This window comes from Roseivivax sp., assembly GCF_054552075.1.
In genome coordinates this window covers 165,245-181,964 of record NZ_JBTOLZ010000005.1, presented here as the reverse complement: position 1 = coordinate 181,964, position 16,720 = coordinate 165,245, and the positions used below count along the sequence as shown (strand labels likewise).

At 70.4% G+C, this 16,720-nt stretch carries 13 protein-coding genes; 6 read left to right on the top strand and 7 right to left on the bottom strand.

Going from position 1 to position 16,720, the window contains the following annotated elements; genetic code table 11:
• Positions 1-4: 4 nt before the first annotated feature.
• The 7 genes from ACX938_RS06015 to bchF all read right to left on the bottom strand — a co-directional run bounded on the left by ACX938_RS06015 (position 5) and on the right by bchF (position 10,078).
• Entirely contained in the window at positions 5-1,429 is a 1,425-nt protein-coding gene (locus ACX938_RS06015) for a PucC family protein (protein ID WP_459430357.1), read from the bottom strand.
• Positions 1,426-2,082 carry a magnesium protoporphyrin IX methyltransferase gene (gene bchM, locus ACX938_RS06010; RefSeq protein WP_459430356.1) on the bottom strand — a complete coding sequence of 219 codons (657 nt, stop codon included), beginning with the start codon at positions 2,080-2,082 and terminating at the stop codon, positions 1,426-1,428. The genes ACX938_RS06015 and bchM overlap by 4 nt, the downstream gene beginning before the upstream one ends.
• Positions 2,082-2,900 (bottom strand): ferredoxin:protochlorophyllide reductase (ATP-dependent) iron-sulfur ATP-binding protein, encoded by an 819-nt coding sequence (bchL, locus tag ACX938_RS06005; protein WP_232754616.1) that lies wholly within the window; start codon positions 2,898-2,900, stop codon positions 2,082-2,084. The genes bchM and bchL overlap by 1 nt, the downstream gene beginning before the upstream one ends.
• Before the next feature lie 247 nt (positions 2,901-3,147).
• Positions 3,148-6,708 (bottom strand): magnesium chelatase subunit H, encoded by a 3,561-nt coding sequence (locus ACX938_RS06000; RefSeq protein WP_459430355.1) that lies wholly within the window; start codon positions 6,706-6,708, stop codon positions 3,148-3,150.
• Positions 6,698-8,239, bottom strand: coding sequence for a ferredoxin:protochlorophyllide reductase (ATP-dependent) subunit B (gene bchB, locus ACX938_RS05995; protein ID WP_232754453.1), 1,542 nt, complete (start codon positions 8,237-8,239; stop codon positions 6,698-6,700). The genes ACX938_RS06000 and bchB overlap by 11 nt, the downstream gene beginning before the upstream one ends.
• Positions 8,240-8,300: 61 nt before the next feature.
• On the bottom strand, positions 8,301-9,584 hold the full coding sequence (locus tag ACX938_RS05990; RefSeq protein WP_459430354.1) for a ferredoxin:protochlorophyllide reductase (ATP-dependent) subunit N: 1,284 nt from the start codon (positions 9,582-9,584) through the stop codon (positions 8,301-8,303).
• Entirely contained in the window at positions 9,581-10,078 is a 498-nt protein-coding gene (gene bchF / locus ACX938_RS05985; RefSeq protein WP_459430353.1) for a 2-vinyl bacteriochlorophyllide hydratase, read from the bottom strand. The genes ACX938_RS05990 and bchF overlap by 4 nt, the downstream gene beginning before the upstream one ends.
• A gap of 294 nt (positions 10,079-10,372) precedes the next feature.
• Between bchF and ACX938_RS05980 the strand changes: the two genes are divergently transcribed.
• The 6 genes from ACX938_RS05980 to idi all read left to right on the top strand — a co-directional run bounded on the left by ACX938_RS05980 (position 10,373) and on the right by idi (position 16,657).
• A complete protein-coding gene (locus tag ACX938_RS05980) occupies positions 10,373-11,149 on the top strand; it encodes a cobalamin B12-binding domain-containing protein (RefSeq protein WP_232754459.1) in 777 nt (258 codons plus the stop codon).
• A complete protein-coding gene (gene ppsR / locus ACX938_RS05975) occupies positions 11,149-12,570 on the top strand; it encodes a transcriptional regulator PpsR (protein ID WP_232754461.1) in 1,422 nt (473 codons plus the stop codon). The genes ACX938_RS05980 and ppsR overlap by 1 nt, the downstream gene beginning before the upstream one ends.
• Positions 12,571-12,750: 180 nt before the next feature.
• Entirely contained in the window at positions 12,751-13,659 is a 909-nt protein-coding gene (chlG, locus tag ACX938_RS05970; protein ID WP_459430352.1) for a chlorophyll synthase ChlG, read from the top strand.
• Complete coding sequence (locus ACX938_RS05965) at positions 13,656-14,936, top strand: BCD family MFS transporter (protein WP_459430351.1); 1,281 nt, start codon at positions 13,656-13,658, stop codon at positions 14,934-14,936. Before chlG ends, ACX938_RS05965 begins: the two co-directional genes overlap by 4 nt.
• Positions 14,937-14,939: 3 nt before the next feature.
• Positions 14,940-16,121 carry a geranylgeranyl diphosphate reductase gene (locus tag ACX938_RS05960; RefSeq protein WP_459430350.1) on the top strand — a complete coding sequence of 394 codons (1,182 nt, stop codon included), beginning with the start codon at positions 14,940-14,942 and terminating at the stop codon, positions 16,119-16,121.
• Positions 16,118-16,657 (top strand): isopentenyl-diphosphate Delta-isomerase, encoded by a 540-nt coding sequence (gene idi / locus ACX938_RS05955; protein WP_459430349.1) that lies wholly within the window; start codon positions 16,118-16,120, stop codon positions 16,655-16,657. The genes ACX938_RS05960 and idi overlap by 4 nt, the downstream gene beginning before the upstream one ends.
• Positions 16,658-16,720: the final 63 nt, after the last annotated feature.

Genomic DNA, 16,720 nt, shown 5'->3' with positions numbered 1-16,720 from the left:
GTTGTCACGTCGGGAAATCGGCCAGGCCGAACTTCGCCGGGCCCGGCGCGGGGTGCAGCGCCCGGCTCACCAGCGGCCCGAGCGCCGCGAGGGTGACGAAAAGCAGACCGATCTCGAGGTGATAGACGACGGAATAGCCCGTCGCCGGGGATGCGAGCGCGGGGCCGAGATCCCCCGCCATCGCGTGAATGTTGACCCAGTCGCGCAGGCCGCCGCCGATCGCGGTGGAAAGCCCCGCCGCCGTGGCCTGCGCCGCGCCCCAGGCGCCCAGCGCCAGGCCGCGCCCGGCCAGCCCTTCGGCCGGCATGGTCATGGCCGCCATCAGCGTGGAGACCGCGAAATAGCCGCCGCCAAGCCCGATCAGCCCGGCGCCCGCGAAGAACAGCAGTGTCGAGGACATCGGCGCGGCGAAGATCACCACCGAGAAGGCCGCGACGCCCACCAGCACGCCCGCCGCCGCCATGCGGTAGGGATTGGCGCGCCGCGCCAGCATCCGGCCCGCGAAGGCAAAGCCCAGAAGCGCGCCCGCCGCCCACATCGCGGTCAGAAGCGTCGTCGAAGAGACCGAGAGCCCGAGGATCTCGCCGCCGTAGGGTTCGAGCAGCACGTCCTGCATGTTGAAGCCCATGGTCCCGAGGAAGACCACCACCAGAAGCCGGCCCGCGACCCCGCCCTGGGCGAAGTCGCGCCAGGCCGCGGCAAAGCTCGGCCGGGGCGCGGCGCGCTCCGCGGCGCTCATCGGGCGGACGCGCTCCTGCTTCCAGAGCGCCACGAGGTTCAGGACCAGCCCCGCCACCGCGGCGCCCTGCACCACGCGGATGAGCCGCAGACTCGAGTAGTCGCGCAGGAGCCAGCCGATCACCACGGCCGAAAGCCCCATGCCGAGAAGGAACATCACGTAGAGAAGCGCCACGACGCGCGGCCGGGTCTCCTCGGTGGCGCGGTCGCTGGCGAGCGCCAGGCCGGCGGTCTGGGTCATATGCAGCCCGAGCCCGGTCATCAGGAAGGCCAGCGCCGCCAGCACCTCGCCCGCGAAGGGCACCTGGTGGACCACGTCGCCGCCGAGCACCAGAAGCGCGAAGGGCATGACCGCCAGCCCACCCATCTGCCAGAGCGAGCCGAACCAGAGGTAGGGCACCCGCTTCCAGCCGATGGCCGAGCGATGGGTGTCCGACCGGAAACCCAGGAGCGCCCGGAAGGGCGCGATCAGCACCGGCAGGGCGATCATCACCGCCACGATGGTCGCCGGCACCGACAGCTCGACGATCATCACCCGGTTCAGCGTGCCGAGCAGCATGACCGCCGCCATGCCGACCGAGACCTGGAACAGCGAGAGCCGCAGAAGCTGGCTCAGCGGCAGATGCTCGGAGGCCGCGTCGGCGAAAGGCAGGAAGCGCCGCGTCAGGGATATGAGGCGCGGCTGGCTCATGCGCGGATCTCCAGCGCGTGGCTGATGTAGAACCCGGTGGTGATCCGCCCGAGGTCGCGCGCGCCGTGCCGGGCGATCAGCCGGTCGGGCGCCTGCGGCACCATCAGGGGCGAGCGGTCCGAGCGCGGGAAGAGCCGGCCCACCTGCCACATCATCATGAGCAGCGGCGTGCGCGGGGCGACAGTGAAGGCCAGGCTGCCGCTCTGGGCCGCCAGCCGGTCGAGCGCGGCATCGAGGTCCGCGGGCGCGTAGTAGATCAGGCTGTCCATGGCGACCGTGTGGTCGAAATGGCCGAGCCCCGCGTCCAGCATGTCGGCGCTGCGGAAGCGCACGCGCGGGCGCAGCGCCTCGGGGGTGCGGCGCTCGGCGATCTTGAGGATCTCGGGCGCGATGTCGACGCCCAGCACATCCGCGCCGCGGCGGGCCAGTTCCTGGCTCAACTGCCCGGCCCCGCAGCCCGCGTCCAGCACCCGCGCGCCGCTCAGATCGGCGGGCAGCGCGGCCAGGAGCCTTTCGCGCATGGCGTCCCGGCCCCGGCGCACGGTCTCGCGGATGCGGCTCACCTTGGCGTCCGAGGTCAGCGCCTCCCAGGTCCGGGTGGCGGTGCGGTCGAAGTAGTCCTCGACGCGGGCGCGGGTGAGCTCGTAACTCATCAGTCGAATCCCAGAAGCTCGAAGATGTCGCGGTCGGGCAGCGGTTCGGGCGCCAGGGGCTCGGTCCCGGCCCAGAGCGTGTCGGCCAGCCGCAGGTATTCGGCGCGGGCGGCCAGGATGTCCTCCTCCTCGGGCATCTCGAAGAGGGTTTTCTTCTTCAGCCGCGAGCGCCGGATCGCGTCGTAATCGGGCATATGCGCGATGCGGCGGAAGCCGACCTCGTCGCAGAAGCGGTCGACCTCGTCGGTGTCGCGCGACCGGTTGGCGATGCAGCCCGCGAGGCGGACCTTGTAGTTGGCCGACTTGGCCTGCACCGCGGCGATGATCCGGTTCATCGCGTAGATCGAATCGAAGTCGTTGGCGGTGACGATCACCGCCCGGTCGGCGTGCTGGAGCGGCGCCGCGAAGCCGCCGCAGACCACGTCGCCCAGGACGTCGAAGATCACCACGTCGGTGTCGTCCAGCATGTGGTGCTGCTTCAGGAGCTTCACCGTCTGGCCGACGACGTAGCCGCCGCAGCCGGTGCCCGCGGGCGGGCCGCCGGCCTCGATGCATTGCACCCCGCCCCAGCCTTCGGTCACGAAATCCTCGGGGCGCAGCTCCTCGGCGTGGAAATCGACGTCCTTGAGAATGTCGATCACCGTGGGCTGCAGCCGCCCGGTCAGCGTGAAGGTGCTGTCGTGCTTGGGGTCGCAGCCGATCTGCAAGACGCGCTTGCCCTGGCTCGCGAAGGCGGCCGAGAGGTTCGACGATGTGGTCGACTTGCCGATCCCGCCCTTGCCGTAGACCGCGACGACCTGCGCGCCCTCGATCTTCATGGCGGGGTCCTGGTGCACCTGCACCGAGCCCTCGCCGTCCTGTCCCCGCAGAACCGGCGGCGCGGGCACGCCCCGGGCCTCCAGCCCGGCGGCCTCGCGCAGGGCGGCGCGGTGGCTCGGCGGTTGCTTGTCGAGCGGGCTCATAGGGGCCTCCTTCCGGCGGGGGCACGGGCCCCCGCGTTGCTGTGCAATGTCGCGGCCGGGCGGATCCCGGCGGGGCCGAAGGGCGGGAGATCGGCAAGACGGGTCATTCCGCGGCCACCCCTTCCATCCGGTCTTCGAGCTGATCCGCCGCCGCCTCGAGCGCGGCGAGGGTTTCGGCGTCGGGCTGCCAATAGGCGCGGTCGTGGGCCTCGAGCAGGCGGTTTGCCATGCGGCTCGAGGCGGTCGGGTTGAGCGCCGCCAGCCGGGCCCGCATCTCAGGGTCGAGCACGAAGGTCTCGGAAAGGCGCTGGTAGACCCAGGGTTCGACCTCGCCGGTGGTCGCCGACCAGCCGAGCGTGTTGGTCACCTGCGCCTCGATCTGGCGCACGCCCTGGGCGCCGTGCTTCAGCATGCCCTCGAACCACTTGGGATTGAGCGAGCGCGAGCGGGTCTCGAGCGCTACCTGGTCGGCCAGCGTCCGCACCTTGCCCGCGCCGCGGGTCTGGTCGGAGATATAGACCGCCGCCTCGGTGCCCCGCGCGCGGCGCACCGCCCGCGAAATGCCGCCCAGCGTGTCGAAGTAATGGTCGACCGTGGTCACCCCCAGCTCGACGGATTCGAGGTTCTGATAGGCCACCTCGACCCGCGCCAGCGTCGCCTTGAGCAGCTCGGGGTTGGCCATGGCCTTGCCGTTCGGCCCATAGGCGAAGCTCTTGCGGGACTGGAAGGCGTCGGCCAGCTCGTCCTCGTCGCCGAAGGCCGAGCTTTCCACCAGCTGGTTCACGTTCGAGCCATAGGCCCCTTCGGCGTTCGAGAAGACCCGCAGCGCGGCGGTCTCGATACCGCAGCCGTGTTCTTCCATGTAGGCCAGCGCATGGGCGCGGATGAAGTTCATCTCGGGCGGCTCGTCTGCCTCGGCGGCCTTGAGCGCGGCCTCGGCCAGCATCCGGGTCTGCAGCGGCAGGAGATCGCGGAAGATCCCCGACAGCGTCATCATCACGTCGATGCGCGGGCGGCCCAGCTCTTCCAGCGGCACCAGGTCGGCGCCCGAGATGCGCCCGAAGGCATCCATGCGCGGCACCGCCCCCATGAGCGCCAGCGCCTGCGCCAGGGGCGCGCCGTCCGACTTGATGTTGTCCGACCCCCAGAGCACCAGCGCGACCGACCGCGGCAGGCTGGCGTGGGTCTGCAGCAGCAGCTCGGCCTGCGCCTTGCCGTCGCGCAGGGCAAAGGCGGTGGGCATGCGGAAGGGGTCGAAGGCGTGGATATTGCGGCCCGTGGGCAGGATCTCGGGGCTGCGGATCAGGTCGCCGCCGGGCACCGGGGCGATGTAGCGTCCCTCGAGCGCGGCCAGGAGGCCGGCGATCTCGGACTGACCAGACAGCGCCGCCTCGGCCTGCGCGCGCATCGCGTCATCGGCCTCGGGCAGAAGGTCCAGGTAGTCGCCGCGCATCTCGGGTGTCATCTCGCGGCCGAGGATGTGCAGCCCCTCGGGGATCAGCGCCTCTTCGGTCTCCAGAAGCGCCAGCCAGAGCGCCTCGGGGTCGGTGCCGCCCATGTCGACGGCCTCGGCCTCCTCGGCGATCAGCGCGGCCAGCTCCGCGCGGCGCGGGTCCTCGGCCTGCATGGCGCGCCAACGGGTGAGACTTTCCTTCAGGGCCTGATAGCCCTTGTAGAGACCCGATTGTGCCAGCGGCGGGGTCAGATGCGTGACCGTCACCGCGTTGGAGCGGCGCTTGGCCAGCGAGGCCTCCGAGGGGTTGTTGGCGGCGTAAAGATAGACGTTCGGCATCTCGCCGATCAGCCGGTCGGGCCAGTCGTGTGGCCCGAGGCCCGCCTGTTTGCCCGGCATGAACTCCAGCGCCCCGTGCATCCCGAAATGCAGCAGCGCATCCGCCCCGAAGGTGTTGCGCAGCCAGAGGTAGAAGGTCGCGAAGGCATGGGTCGGGGCGAAGCCGCCCTCGAACAACAGGCGCATGGGGTCGCCTTCCCAGCCGAAGGCCGGCTGCACGCCGACGAAGACATTGCCGAAGTGCTGGCCCAGAACGAAGACGCCGCGCCCGTCGGACTGGATGCGGCCCGGCGCCGGGCCCCAGACCGCCTCGATGGCCTTGAGCGGCGGGGTCTGGCGGACGATGGTATCGGCGTCGACATGGGCCGCGACATTGGCCTCCTGGCCGAACTGGGCGGCATTGCCCTCGAGGACCGCGGCGCGCAGGGCCTCGGTGCTCTCGGGCGGGGTCAGGCTGTAGCCCCTCTCGGCCAGGGCGTGCATCAGGTTGAACAGGCTCTCGAAGACATCGAGATGCGCCGCCGTGCCGGTCGCCCCGGCATTGGGCGGAAAGCCGAAAAGCACGATGCCGAGCTTGGTTTCGGCCCGGGTCTTGCGGCGCAGGCGGGCGAGCCGCAGCACCTTTTCGGCCAGGCTCTCGATGCGCTCGGGACAGGGCGCCATGGCCTTGCCGGTGACACCGGGGCGGCAGCGATGGGCGCAGCCGTCGCAGCCGCCTTCGCCGTGACGCCCGCCGAAGACCGTCGGGCAGGTCGCGCCGTCCAGCTCGGGCAGCGCGATCAGCATGGTGGTCTCGATCGGGCCCAGCCCCTGGGCGGCTTCGGACCACTGGCCCAGCGTCTGGAACTCCAGCGGATGGGCCGCGACATAGGGCACGTCCAGCGCCTTCAGCAGTTCGACCGCCGCGTCGCTGTCGTTGTAGGCGGGCCCGCCGACCAGGCTGAAGCCGGTGAGCGAGACCAGCGCGTCGATCGTCGCGCCATGGGTGTCGCGGAAATAGGCCTCGATCGCGGGGCGGCCGTCGAGCCCCCCGGCGAAGGCCGCGAGCACCCGGATGCCGCGCGCCTCGAAGGCGCGGATCACCGCGTCGTAATGCGCCGCATCCCCGGCCAGCACGTAGGAGCGCATGAGCAGCAGCCCCACGGTCGCCACCGGCGCCTCGGGCGCGGGCAGATCGGCGGGATCCTCGGTGATGCGTTCGGGCAGATCGGGGTGGTACAGAGCCACTTCGGGGTATTCGAGCGGCGCCGGCGCGGCCCCGCCGCGCATCTCCTCGGGACCGGCGTAGCGCGACAGGAGATAGCGGATCATCGCCTCGAAATTGTCGTCCGATCCGCCCAGCCAGTATTGCATCAGCAGGAACCAGGACCGCAGGTCCTGCGCCTTGCCGGGGATCAGCTTCAGGATCCGCGGCAGCCGGCGCAGCATCCGCATCTTGCGGGCGCCATCCTCGGAGGAAGGCTTCGACGAGCCGCGCAGCTTCTTCATCAGCCGCATCATCGAGCTTTGCGGCGCCGCCATGTCGAGCTTGCCCATGCGGGTCAGCTTAACGATCTCGGCGTCGGCGATGACGCCGGCGAAAGCGTCGAGCCGGTCGCGGGCCTCGCGCAGGGCGGGCAGGATCGGCTGGACGTGTTCTTCCAGGAACAGAAGCGTCACCAGCACCATGTCGGCCTCGCCGATGGCGCGCTTGGCGGCCTCCAGCGCATCGGGGGCCTCGGCCCATTCGGCGGCGGCATGCACGCTGATCTCGAGGCCCGGGAAATCCCCCGCAAGCCGCAGCTTGGCGCGCTCCACCGGGCCTGCGGCATGGGAATCCAGCGTCAGGATCACGATGCGGTAGCCGCGGATATGGGTCACGTCATCGCGCATAATGGGCCTTGGCCTCGTAGAGCGTCTCGACGCTGATCTCCTGTTCGCCGCGCGCGGCGGCGAAGCTCTCGGTGTTGCGCTTGGCCTTGCCGCGCACGAAGAAGGGGATCTTCTTCAGCTCCTTCTCGGCGGCGGGCAGCCAGACCACCTCGAGGCCGGCCGAAGTGGCCGGGGCAGGATCGGCGGGAGAAGGAACCGACCCGTCCCCGGCCCGCGCCACGGCCTTGCCGCCGTGATGGGAAGGGCCCGCTGCGTCGTGAAACTCGAAATCCTCGCGGAACATGGTCAGAAGGTGCTCTTCGAGCCCCATGACCAGGGGGTGCACCCAGGTGTCGAAGATGACGTTGGCGCCCTCGATCCCCATCTGCGGCGCGTAGCGGGCGGGGAAATCCTGGACGTGCACCGGGGCCGAGATCACCGCGCAGGGGATGCCCAGCCGCTTGCCGATGTGGCGCTCCATCTGGGTGCCGAGGATCAGCTCGGGCGCGGCGGCCTCGATCGCGGCCTCGACCTCGAGGTAATCGTCGCTGATCAGCGCCTCGAGCCCGTGCTCCCGCGCCAGGGCGCGGATCGGGCGGGCCATCTCGCGGTTGTAGCAGCCCAGGCCCACCACCTCGAAACCCATCTCGTCGCGGGCGATGCGGGCGGCGGCGGCGGCATGGGTGCCATCGCCGAAGACGAAGACCCGCTTGCCGGTCAGATAGGTCGAATCGACCGAGGCCGAATACCAGGGCAGGCGCAGCCGCTCGGCGTCGAATTTCGGCTCTACACCGGCCAATTCCGCCACTTCGGCGATGAAATCGCGGGTCGCGCCGACGCCGATCGGCACGGTCTTTGTATAGGGCAGGCCCAGCTCGCGCTGCATCCAGCGGCAGGCGCTTTCACCGGTTTCGGGATACATCAGCACGTTGAGATGCGCGGCCCCGAGACGGGTCAGATCGGCCGGCGTCGCGTCGAAGGGCGCGACCACGTTGACCGCCACGCCCATCTCCTCGAGGAGCGCCTTCACCTCGGTGATGTCGTCGCGGTGGCGGAAGCCCAGCGCGGTCGGCCCGATCAGGTTGGCGCTGGGCCGCGCGGTCTTCTCCATCGGCCGCGCGAGGGCGCGCACCAGTTGGAACAGGGTCTCATCCGCGCCGAAGTTCTCCTTGCGCTGGTAGGAGGGCAGCTCCAGCGGCACCACCGGGATCGGCAGGCCCAGGGTCTCGGACATGCCGCCGGGGTCGTCCTGGATCAGCTCGGCGGTGCAGGAGGCGCCGACGATCATCGCCTGCGGCTGGAAGCGGTCGTAGGCCTCGAGGCAGGCGGTCTTGAAAAGGTTCGCCGTGTCCGAGCCGAGGTCGCGCGCCTGGAAGGTCGTATAGGTCACCGGCGGGCGGTGGTTGCGCCGCTCGATCATGGTGAACAGAAGGTCGGCATAGGTGTCGCCCTGGGGCGCGTGCAGCACGTAGTGCAGCCCCTTCATCGCGGTGGCGACGCGCATGGCGCCGACATGGGGCGGGCCCTCGTATGTCCAGACCGTGAGCTTCATGGCCGCGCCTCACGGGCCGGGGCGGCGGCGTGCCATGCGGGGAAGGTCACTTTGCGGGCCATCACACCGCCTCCAGCGAGAGCGCGGCGCGGCGGCGCAGCGGGCGGGCGAAAAGCCCGGCCAGGTCGGCGGCCTGTTCGTAGAAATGCACCGGGGTGAAGACCAGCTCGATGGCCCATTTGGTCGCTAGCCCCTCCGCCTCGAGCGGGTTGGCGAGGCCCAGACCACAGACCGTCAGGTCGGGGGCGTCGGCGCGCAGCCGGTCGAGCTGCCGCTCCACGTCCTGGCCCTCCGAGACGCGCGGCCCCTCGGGCAAGAGGTCGAGGTCCGGGCCGACCAGCGGGCGGTGCAGGTAGGGCGTGCCGACCTCGACCGCCTCCATGCCGCATTCGCGGGTCAGGAAGCGCGCAAGCGGCACTTCGAGCTGGCTGTCGGGGAAGAAGAAGACCCGCTTGCCGCGCAGCGGCTCCGAGACCTTGGCGATGGCGGCGCGGGCGCGGGCGCGGGGCGCCTCGGTCACCCGGGCGACCACCTCGGCGCCGATGCCGAACTCCGCGGCGATGGCCTCGAGGAAGCGCGTCGTGCCTTCCTCGCCAAAGGGCATGGGCGCGGGGATATGGGTCGCGCCGCGCCGTGTCAGAGCCGCATAAGTGTCGCCCAGGAAGGGCTGCGTCATGGCGAAGACGGTGTTCGGGCCGACGCCGTATTCCCCGTCCCGGCGCGCGGCGGGCAGGACCCGGACCGGGCCGATGCCCATGGCCTCGAGCAGGCCCAGCGCCTGTTCCTCGACCACGTCGGGCAGCGCGCCGACCAGCACCAGCTCGCGCGCCTGGGTCTCGGGCAGGACCGGCACCATGGCCGAGAGGCAGGCGTCCTCGCCCTGGGTGAAGGTCGTCTCGATGCCGCTGCCGGAGTAGCTCAGCACCCGCACGCTTGGCGCATGGGCCGCGGAGAGACGCTCCGCCGCCTTGGCGAGGTCGAGCTTGATCACCTCGGAGGGGCAGGAGCCCACCAGGAAGAGCTGCCGGATGTCGGGCCGCCGCGCCAAGAGCTCGTGCACCACGCGGTCGAGCTCCTGCTGGGCGTCCTTGAGCCCGGCGAGGTCGGTTTCCTCCAGGATCGCCGTGGCGAAGCGCGGCTCGGCGAAGATCATCACGCCGGCGGCCGATTGCAGCAGATGCGCGCAGGTGCGCGAGCCGACCACCAGGAAGAAGGCGTCCTGCATCTTGCGGTGCAGCCAGACGATGCCGGTCAGCCCGCAGAAGACCTCGTGCTGGCCGCGTTCCTTCAGGACCGGCGTGTCGCGGCAGCCGCGGCTTGGAGGCGGGGCGAATCCCTCGGTCATGCGGGCACCTCCTCGTCGCGGCGGGCGCGCCGCAGCTTCAGGAGGAACTGCCCGGCGTTCAGCAGGTAGAGCCCGTAGGCCAAGAGCGCGAGCGCCATCTCGCCCGCCGGGCCCAGCGCGCTGGTCACCAGCGCCCAGAGATAGGCGGTGTGCAGCGCGATGACCGCGAAGGAAACGACGTCTTCCCAGAAGAAGGCGGGCGCGAAGAGATACTGGCCGAAGACCACCTTCTCCCAGATCGCGCCGGTCACCATGATCAGATAGAGAATCGCCGTCTTGGCGAGAATCGACAGGGTCGCGGCCTCGTAACCCGCGCCGCTGACGAGGTAGCGCAGCACCAGCACCAGCGAGATCACGAAGACCAGGAATTGCGCCGGCGCGAGCAGCCCCTGGACGAGGGTCCAACGGGTGCCATCCCGCCGGGCGCGCTGCTCCGGCGTGTATAGGGCAGCCGCACCGGACCCGGCCTTCGAGGATGTCACCGACAAGGACATGGGCGATTCCACGTGTGTCATGGGGTTGAGCGTAGCGGCGAGATCCGAAAAGTGTCAATTCAAACTTACACTCAGCGAGGTCGGATCGGTGAAATCGGCGCTCTCTGTCAATCATCGCAGACAGGGCGCGGCGTAGGCGAGTCATTCTATCGGGATTGGCCGTGTTTCCACCCCGCCCGACAGCCCCGCAGAGATGCGAATGTCAGTTTTGATTGACAGATCGCCCATGGCCCCCGCAGACTGACCCGACGCGCCTGTTGGCACATGGACTTCACGCAACGCATTGGGTCCGCAATGTCCGACTACCTGTCCAACCCATCGACCTGCGACGAGCAGACCACCGACATCTCCGCCCTCGCGGGCGAGGTGGTGGCGGTCCTGCGCGACAACACCGCCCGCCGGGCGGAGCGTTCGCTGCGCGACGCGGCGCAGCGGCTGGGACGACGGGCGCGCGCCACCGGGCCCTTCCGGCCCGAAGCGGCGCTGGGCGAACTGGCGCAGGCGGGCTTCACCCCCGACGACGTGATCGACCGCTGCATCCCGGCCGCCGCGCGCGAGCTGGGGGCGCTCTGGGTCTCGGACCAGCTCAGCTTTGCCGAGGTGACGATCGGCACCGCGCGGCTGCAGGGGCTGCTGACCCGGCTGATCCCGGACTGGGACGTGCGGGCCGAATGCGCCCGGGCGCCGTCGCTGGCGCTGATCATCCCCGAGGGCGACACCCATACCCTGGGCCTGCACGTGGTGACCGCGCAGCTGCGGCGGCGCGGCGCGGCGGTGCGGCTGTTTCTGTCGCCCGACGCGATGCTCCTGCCGGGCGAACTGGCGCGTCTGGGCTTCGACGGCATCCTGGTCTCGGCCTCGCGCGAAAGCAGTCTTGATGTCGCAGGCCGGATGATCGCGCGGCTCCGGCACTCGTATTCCGCGCCGCCGCCGATTATACTCGGAGGGCTGGCGCTCGATCTCTATCCGGGCGCCGCGTCCCGCGCAGGCGCCGATCTGGTAAGCAATGACGCCGCTGCCGCGCTGGGATATTGTCGAGGACGTATGAAGGCGGCGATCGGGGCTCGGTAATGGCAAATGGCAAGGCACGCGACATCGCCGCCCGCGACACCGCGGCGGGCGCCGGGGAGTATCTCGGCGGATTACTGGACGCGGCCTGCGACCTGGCGCTGACCCTCGACACCGGCGACCGCATCACCGCCGTCGCGGGCAACACGCTGGGCCAGCGGCTGCCGCATTGGCCCGGGCGGCGTATCGCGGATGTGCTGACCGTGGAAAGCCTGCCCAAGCTTGAAACCGCGTTGCAGACCTTCCGCGCCGAGGGCCGCGTGCCCCGCCCGGTCGAACTGAACCACGACGACGGCGGCGCCTGGGAAGTTCCGGTGCGCTACAGCTTCCATCCGCATCCCGACGGCAGTTCGGTCCTGATGCTGGGCCGCGACCTGAGCGTTGTGGCCGAGACCCAGGCCCAGCTGGTGCAGGCGCAGCTCTCGCTCGAGGAAGGCTACGAGGCCCGCCGCGAGTTCGACGCGCGCTACCGCCTGCTGCTGCGCGCGGTCGACGACCCGATCGTCTTCGTCTCGGTCGCCGACGGGCGGATCAAGGATCTGAACGACCCCGCCGCCATGCTGCTGGGCTCCTCGCGCGAGGATCTCTCGGGCGCGGTCTTCGCCAATGAGTTCACCAACCGCGGCCGCGAGGCGCTGCTTGATGCGCTGGTCGATGCGGCGATCTCGGACAACGCCCAGCCGGTCACCGCCACTTCGCGCCGCGACGACGCGGAGATCGCCTTTGCCCCGCAGGTCTTCCGGGCCGGGGGCGAGCGGGTGCTGATCCTGCGGCTCGAGACCCGCGGCACCGAGGGGCCCGTCGAGGGCCCGGTGCATCTGCGCGGCGATTTCGCCGGGCTCTTCGCCAATGGCGCCGACGCCATGGTGATCACCTCGGCCACCGGCATCGTGCAAAGCGCCAATGACGCCTTCCTCGAGATGATCGACGCCGCGCATCTGATCGACGTGAAAGGCCGCAAGTTCTCGGACTTCCTGAGCCGCGGCCAGGTCGACATGAACGTGCTTCTGGAAAACGCCCGGCGCACCGGCAAGATGCGCTTCTATTCCACCAAGGCGGTGAACGAATACGGCGCCGAGACCGCGGTGGAAATGTCCGCCACGCTGATCTCCAACGACACCACGCCGCATTTCGGCTTCGTCATTCGCGACACCTCGCGGATCGATTCCATGCGCCGCACGCAGATGCATGCCTCCGAGGAATCGAGCCGCAACGTGATGGAGCTGGTGGGCTCCGCCACCCTGAAGGAGATCGTCGCCGAGACCACCGACGTGGTCGAGAAGATGTGCATCGAGACCGCGGTGAACCTGACGCGCAACAACCGCGTCGCCGCCGCCGAGATGCTCGGCCTCTCGCGGCAGTCGCTTTATGTGAAGCTGCGGAAATACGACCTGCTGACCCGCGACGGCAGCGACCAGGACTGAGGTCCGTCGCGCGCGTCGGCGGGGTGATTCCCCGGCCCTCTGTCCAGATCGCTTGTCACTTCGCGCCCAGCCGGGCGCGGGTGTTTCGCGTTCTCCAGACCGCCTCAAGACCCCCGCCAGAGCCAGCCCCGAAGCGCGAGACCTCTTGCGCCGACTCGGCCTGTCGTGTCTAACTGACGTATGGGTGTCAGTCTAAGTTTACAGCCTCGACGCTACCCCGACCCGGCGGCCCTTTTGCGGCTGATCAAGCCGGTCACCTGGTTTCCGCCGATGTGGGCCTATCTCTGCGGCGCCGTCTCCTCGGGCGTGCCGCTGAGCTCCCAACCCTTTCTCGTGCTCCTGGGCATCGTGCTCGCCGGACCGATCGTCTGCGGCATGAGCCAGGCCGCCAACGACTGGTGCGACCGCCATGTCGACGCGATCAACGAGCCCGACCGGCCGATCCCCTCGGGGCGGGTGCCTGGGCGCTGGGGCCTCTGGGTGGCGCTGGCCATGTCGGTCCTGTCGCTGCTCGTGGGCGCCCTGCTCGGGCTCTGGGGCTTCCTTGCCACCTGCGCCGGTGTCGCCGCCGCATGGGCCTATTCCGCCGAGCCCTTGCGGCTGAAGCGCTCGGGCTGGTGGGGGCCGGGGCTTGTCGGGCTCAGCTACGAGAGCCTGCCCTGGTTCACCGGCGCGGCGATCCTCGCCCAGGGCCTGCCCGCACCCGCGGTCATCGCGGTGGCGCTGCTCTACGGGCTCGGCGCGCATGGGATCATGACGCTCAACGACTTCAAGGCGCTCGAGGGCGACCGGCTGACCGGCGTCGCCTCGCTGCCGGTCACGCTTGGCCCCGAGCGCGCCGCGCGCGTGGCCTGCTGGTCCATGGTGCTGCCGCAGCTCGCGGTGATCGCGCTGATCGCGGCGCTCGACCGGCCCTGGCACGCCGGCGCCATCGCGCTTCTGCTTGCAGCCCAGCTCGCCGCCATGCGGGTCATGCTGCGCGACCCGCGCGGCAAGGCGCCCTGGTTCAACGGCACGGGCGTCCTGCTCTACGTCTCGGGCATGATGGTCGCCGCCTTCGCCCTGGCCTCATCGGGAGCCGCGCCATGACGCTTTCCTGGCTGTCGATCATCCGTCTCGGGCTCGTGCAGATGTGCCTCGGCGCCGTGGTGGTCCTGACCACATCGACCCTGAACCGGCTCATGGTGGTGGAACTGGCCCTGCCCGCGCTCCTGCCCGGGCTCCTGGTGGCGCTGCATTACGGCATCCAGATCACCCGGCCCTCCTGGGGGTTCCTCTCGGACTCCGGCGGGCAGCGCACACGCTGGATCATCGGCGGCATGGCGGCCCTGGCACTCGGCGGCTTCGGCGCGGCGCTGAGCGTGGTTCTGCTGGAACAGAGCCTGATGTCTGGCCTTCTCGCCGCGATCCTCGCCTATGCGCTGATCGGCCTGGGCGTCGGCGCCTCGGGCACCTCGCTCCTGGCGCTTCTGGCCAGCGCCACCGCGCCGCACCGGCGCGCGGCCGCCGCGACGATCACCTGGCTGATGATGATCTTCGGCATCGCCATGACCGCCGGACTGGTCGGCAGCCTGCTCGATCCCTATGGCGCGGCCCGGCTCCTGACCATCGTCGGCGCGGTCTGCCTGACCGCCCTGGCGCTGACCGCCCTGGCCACATGGCGCATCGAGCGCGGCCTCGCCACCCGGCCCGAGCCCGACCCGATGCCCTTCCGCCAGGGCCTGGCCGAGATCTGGGCCGAACCCAAGGCCCGCGCCTTCACGCTTTTCGTCTTCCTCTCGATGACGGCCTATTTCATGCAGGAGCTGATCCTCGAGCCCTATGCCGGGTTGGTCTTCGGCTATACGCCCGGCCAGTCGACCCAGCTTTCGGGCGCGCAGAACGGCGGGGTCTTCCTGGGCATGGTCACCGTCGGGCTGGTCGCCACCGGGCTGAAGCGCGGTGCGCTGCGGAGCTGGGTCGCCGCGGGCTGCCTGGGTTCCGCCGCCGCCCTCGCCGCCATCGCCCTTCTGGGCCAATCCGGCCCCGGCGCGCCGCTCCTGCCCGCCACCGTGGCGCTGGGCTTCTTCAACGGCATGTTCGCCGTCGCCGCCATCGGGGCGATGATGCAGCTTGCCGGCGAAGGCCGCGAGAAGCGCGAGGGCACCCGCATGGGGCTCTGGGGCGCCGCCCAGGCCATCGCCGCGGGCTTCGGCGGGCTCCTCGGCGCGGCGCTCGCCGATCTCTTCCGCCAGCTCACAGCCACCGCCAGCGCCTTCGGCACGGTTTTCCTGATCGAGGCGGGGCTGTTCCTGGCCGCCGCCCTCATGGCGCGGCGGGTCATGGCCCCCGCGCCGCCCCTCGCCCATCTGCAACCCGGAGAATGACCCATGGTCTATGATGTCGTCGTTGTCGGAGGCGGCCCGGCCGGAGCCACCGCCGCGCATGACCTGGCGCGAAGCGGCCACAAGGTCGCGCTCTTGGACCGCGAAGGGCGGATCAAACCCTGCGGCGGCGCCATCCCGCCCCGGCTCATGGCCGATTTCGACGTCGGAGAGGACCAGCTCCTGGCCAAGATCAGCACCGCGCGGATGATCTCGCCCAGCGGCCGCCACGTCGACATCCCGGTGGAGAACGGCTTCGTCGGCATGGTCGACCGCAAGGATTTCGACCCCTGGCTGCGCCAGCGCGCCGAAGCGGCCGGGGCCGAGCGCCACATCGGCACCTTCACCCGCGTGATCCGTGGCCGCGGCTGGCCCCGGGTGGTCTACCGCGACAAGGCCAGCGGCGAGGACCGCGAGATCGCCACCCGGCTCATCGTCGGCGCCGACGGCGCGAAAAGCCGCGTCGCCCGCGGCGAGGTGCCCGGCGCCGACCGAATCCCGCTGGTCTTCGCCTACCACGAGATCATCGCTGCGCCCCTGCGCGACACGACCTACGACCCGCAGCGCTGCGACGTGATCTACGACGGCCGCATCTCGCCGGATTTCTACGGCTGGGTCTTCCCGCATGGCGACACCGTCTCGGTCGGCATGGGCACCGAGGACGCCGGGGTGAACCTCAAGCAGGCCACAGCCGAGCTGCGCCGCGCCAGCGCGCTTGCGCAATGCGAGACGCTCCGCCGCGAGGGCGCGCCGATCCCGCTGAAACCGCTCGACCGCTGGGACAACGGGCGCGACCTGGTGCTGGCGGGCGATGCCGCGGGGGTCGTGGCCCCCTCCTCGGGCGAGGGCATCTACTACGCCATGACCGGCGGGCGGGTTGCCGCCAGCGCCGCCGCCGCCTGCCTGGCCAGCGGCAACCCCAAGGCCCTACGCCTGGCGCGCAAGCTCTTCATGCGCGAGCACAAGACCGTCTTCCGGGTGCTCGCCTCAATGCAATCGGCCTATTACCGCTCGGATTCCCGGCGCGAACGCTTCGTCTCGCTCTGCCATGACATCGACGTGCAGCGCTTGACCTTCGAGGCCTATATGAACAAGTCCCTGGTCAAGGCACGCCCGCTCGCGCATCTGAAGATCGGCTTCAAGAACCTGCGCCACCTCGCGGGCCTGGTTCCGGAGACCCATGTATGAGCCTGAAGATCCCCGCCTGGGTGGGTGACACGCTGACCCCGGTCGAGAAGCTCGAGGTGCACCGCCGCGGGCTGCGCCACAAGGCGATCTCGGTCTTCGTCATGGCGGGCGACCGGGTGCTGCTGCAGCGCCGGGCCTTGGGGAAATACCACACGCCCGGGCTCTGGGCGAACACCTGCTGCACGCATCCCCACTGGGACGAGGCCCCCGAGGCCTGCGCCACGCGCCGACTGCGCGAGGAACTGGGCATCGAGGGGCTCACCCTCACCCGCCGCGACCGGATCGAATACCGCGCCGAGGTCGGACAGGGCCTGATCGAACACGAGGTCGTCGACCTCTTCACCGCCGAAGCGCCGGCGGACCTGCCCCTCGCCCCCAATCCCGAGGAGGTCTGCGAGACCGACTGGATGGCGCTCTCGACGTTGCAGGCCCGGATCGCGGAGGCGCCGGAACGCTTCACGCCCTGGCTGCGGATTTACCTTCGCGACCACGCCGCGCGCCTCTTCCCCAACCTCGGGCTGCGCGCCGAGGTCTAGCCCTTCAGCTGGTGAAAATACCTCGGAGAGCGCGAGAGGCAGCGCCTCTCGCCGGGGGCGGGC

What these genes read in the sequence shown, in the direction of transcription:
- ACX938_RS06015 (WP_459430357.1), bottom strand. Translation starts at nt 1,429, where the DNA reads ATGAGCCAGCCGCGCCTCATATCCCTGACGCGGCGCTTCCTGCCTTTC.
- bchM (WP_459430356.1), bottom strand. Translation starts at nt 2,082, where the DNA reads ATGAGTTACGAGCTCACCCGCGCCCGCGTCGAGGACTACTTCGACCGC.
- bchL (WP_232754616.1), bottom strand. Translation starts at nt 2,900, where the DNA reads ATGAAGATCGAGGGCGCGCAGGTCGTCGCGGTCTACGGCAAGGGCGGG.
- ACX938_RS06000 (WP_459430355.1), bottom strand. Translation starts at nt 6,708, where the DNA reads ATGCGCGATGACGTGACCCATATCCGCGGCTACCGCATCGTGATCCTG.
- bchB (WP_232754453.1), bottom strand. Translation starts at nt 8,239, where the DNA reads ATGAAGCTCACGGTCTGGACATACGAGGGCCCGCCCCATGTCGGCGCC.
- ACX938_RS05990 (WP_459430354.1), bottom strand. Translation starts at nt 9,584, where the DNA reads ATGACCGAGGGATTCGCCCCGCCTCCAAGCCGCGGCTGCCGCGACACG.
- bchF (WP_459430353.1), bottom strand. Translation starts at nt 10,078, where the DNA reads ATGTCCTTGTCGGTGACATCCTCGAAGGCCGGGTCCGGTGCGGCTGCC.
- ACX938_RS05980 (WP_232754459.1), top strand. Translation starts at nt 10,373, where the DNA reads ATGTCCGACTACCTGTCCAACCCATCGACCTGCGACGAGCAGACCACC.
- ppsR (WP_232754461.1), top strand. Translation starts at nt 11,149, where the DNA reads ATGGCAAATGGCAAGGCACGCGACATCGCCGCCCGCGACACCGCGGCG.
- chlG (WP_459430352.1), top strand. Translation starts at nt 12,751, where the DNA reads ATGGGTGTCAGTCTAAGTTTACAGCCTCGACGCTACCCCGACCCGGCG.
- ACX938_RS05965 (WP_459430351.1), top strand. Translation starts at nt 13,656, where the DNA reads ATGACGCTTTCCTGGCTGTCGATCATCCGTCTCGGGCTCGTGCAGATG.
- ACX938_RS05960 (WP_459430350.1), top strand. Translation starts at nt 14,940, where the DNA reads ATGGTCTATGATGTCGTCGTTGTCGGAGGCGGCCCGGCCGGAGCCACC.
- idi (WP_459430349.1), top strand. Translation starts at nt 16,118, where the DNA reads ATGAGCCTGAAGATCCCCGCCTGGGTGGGTGACACGCTGACCCCGGTC.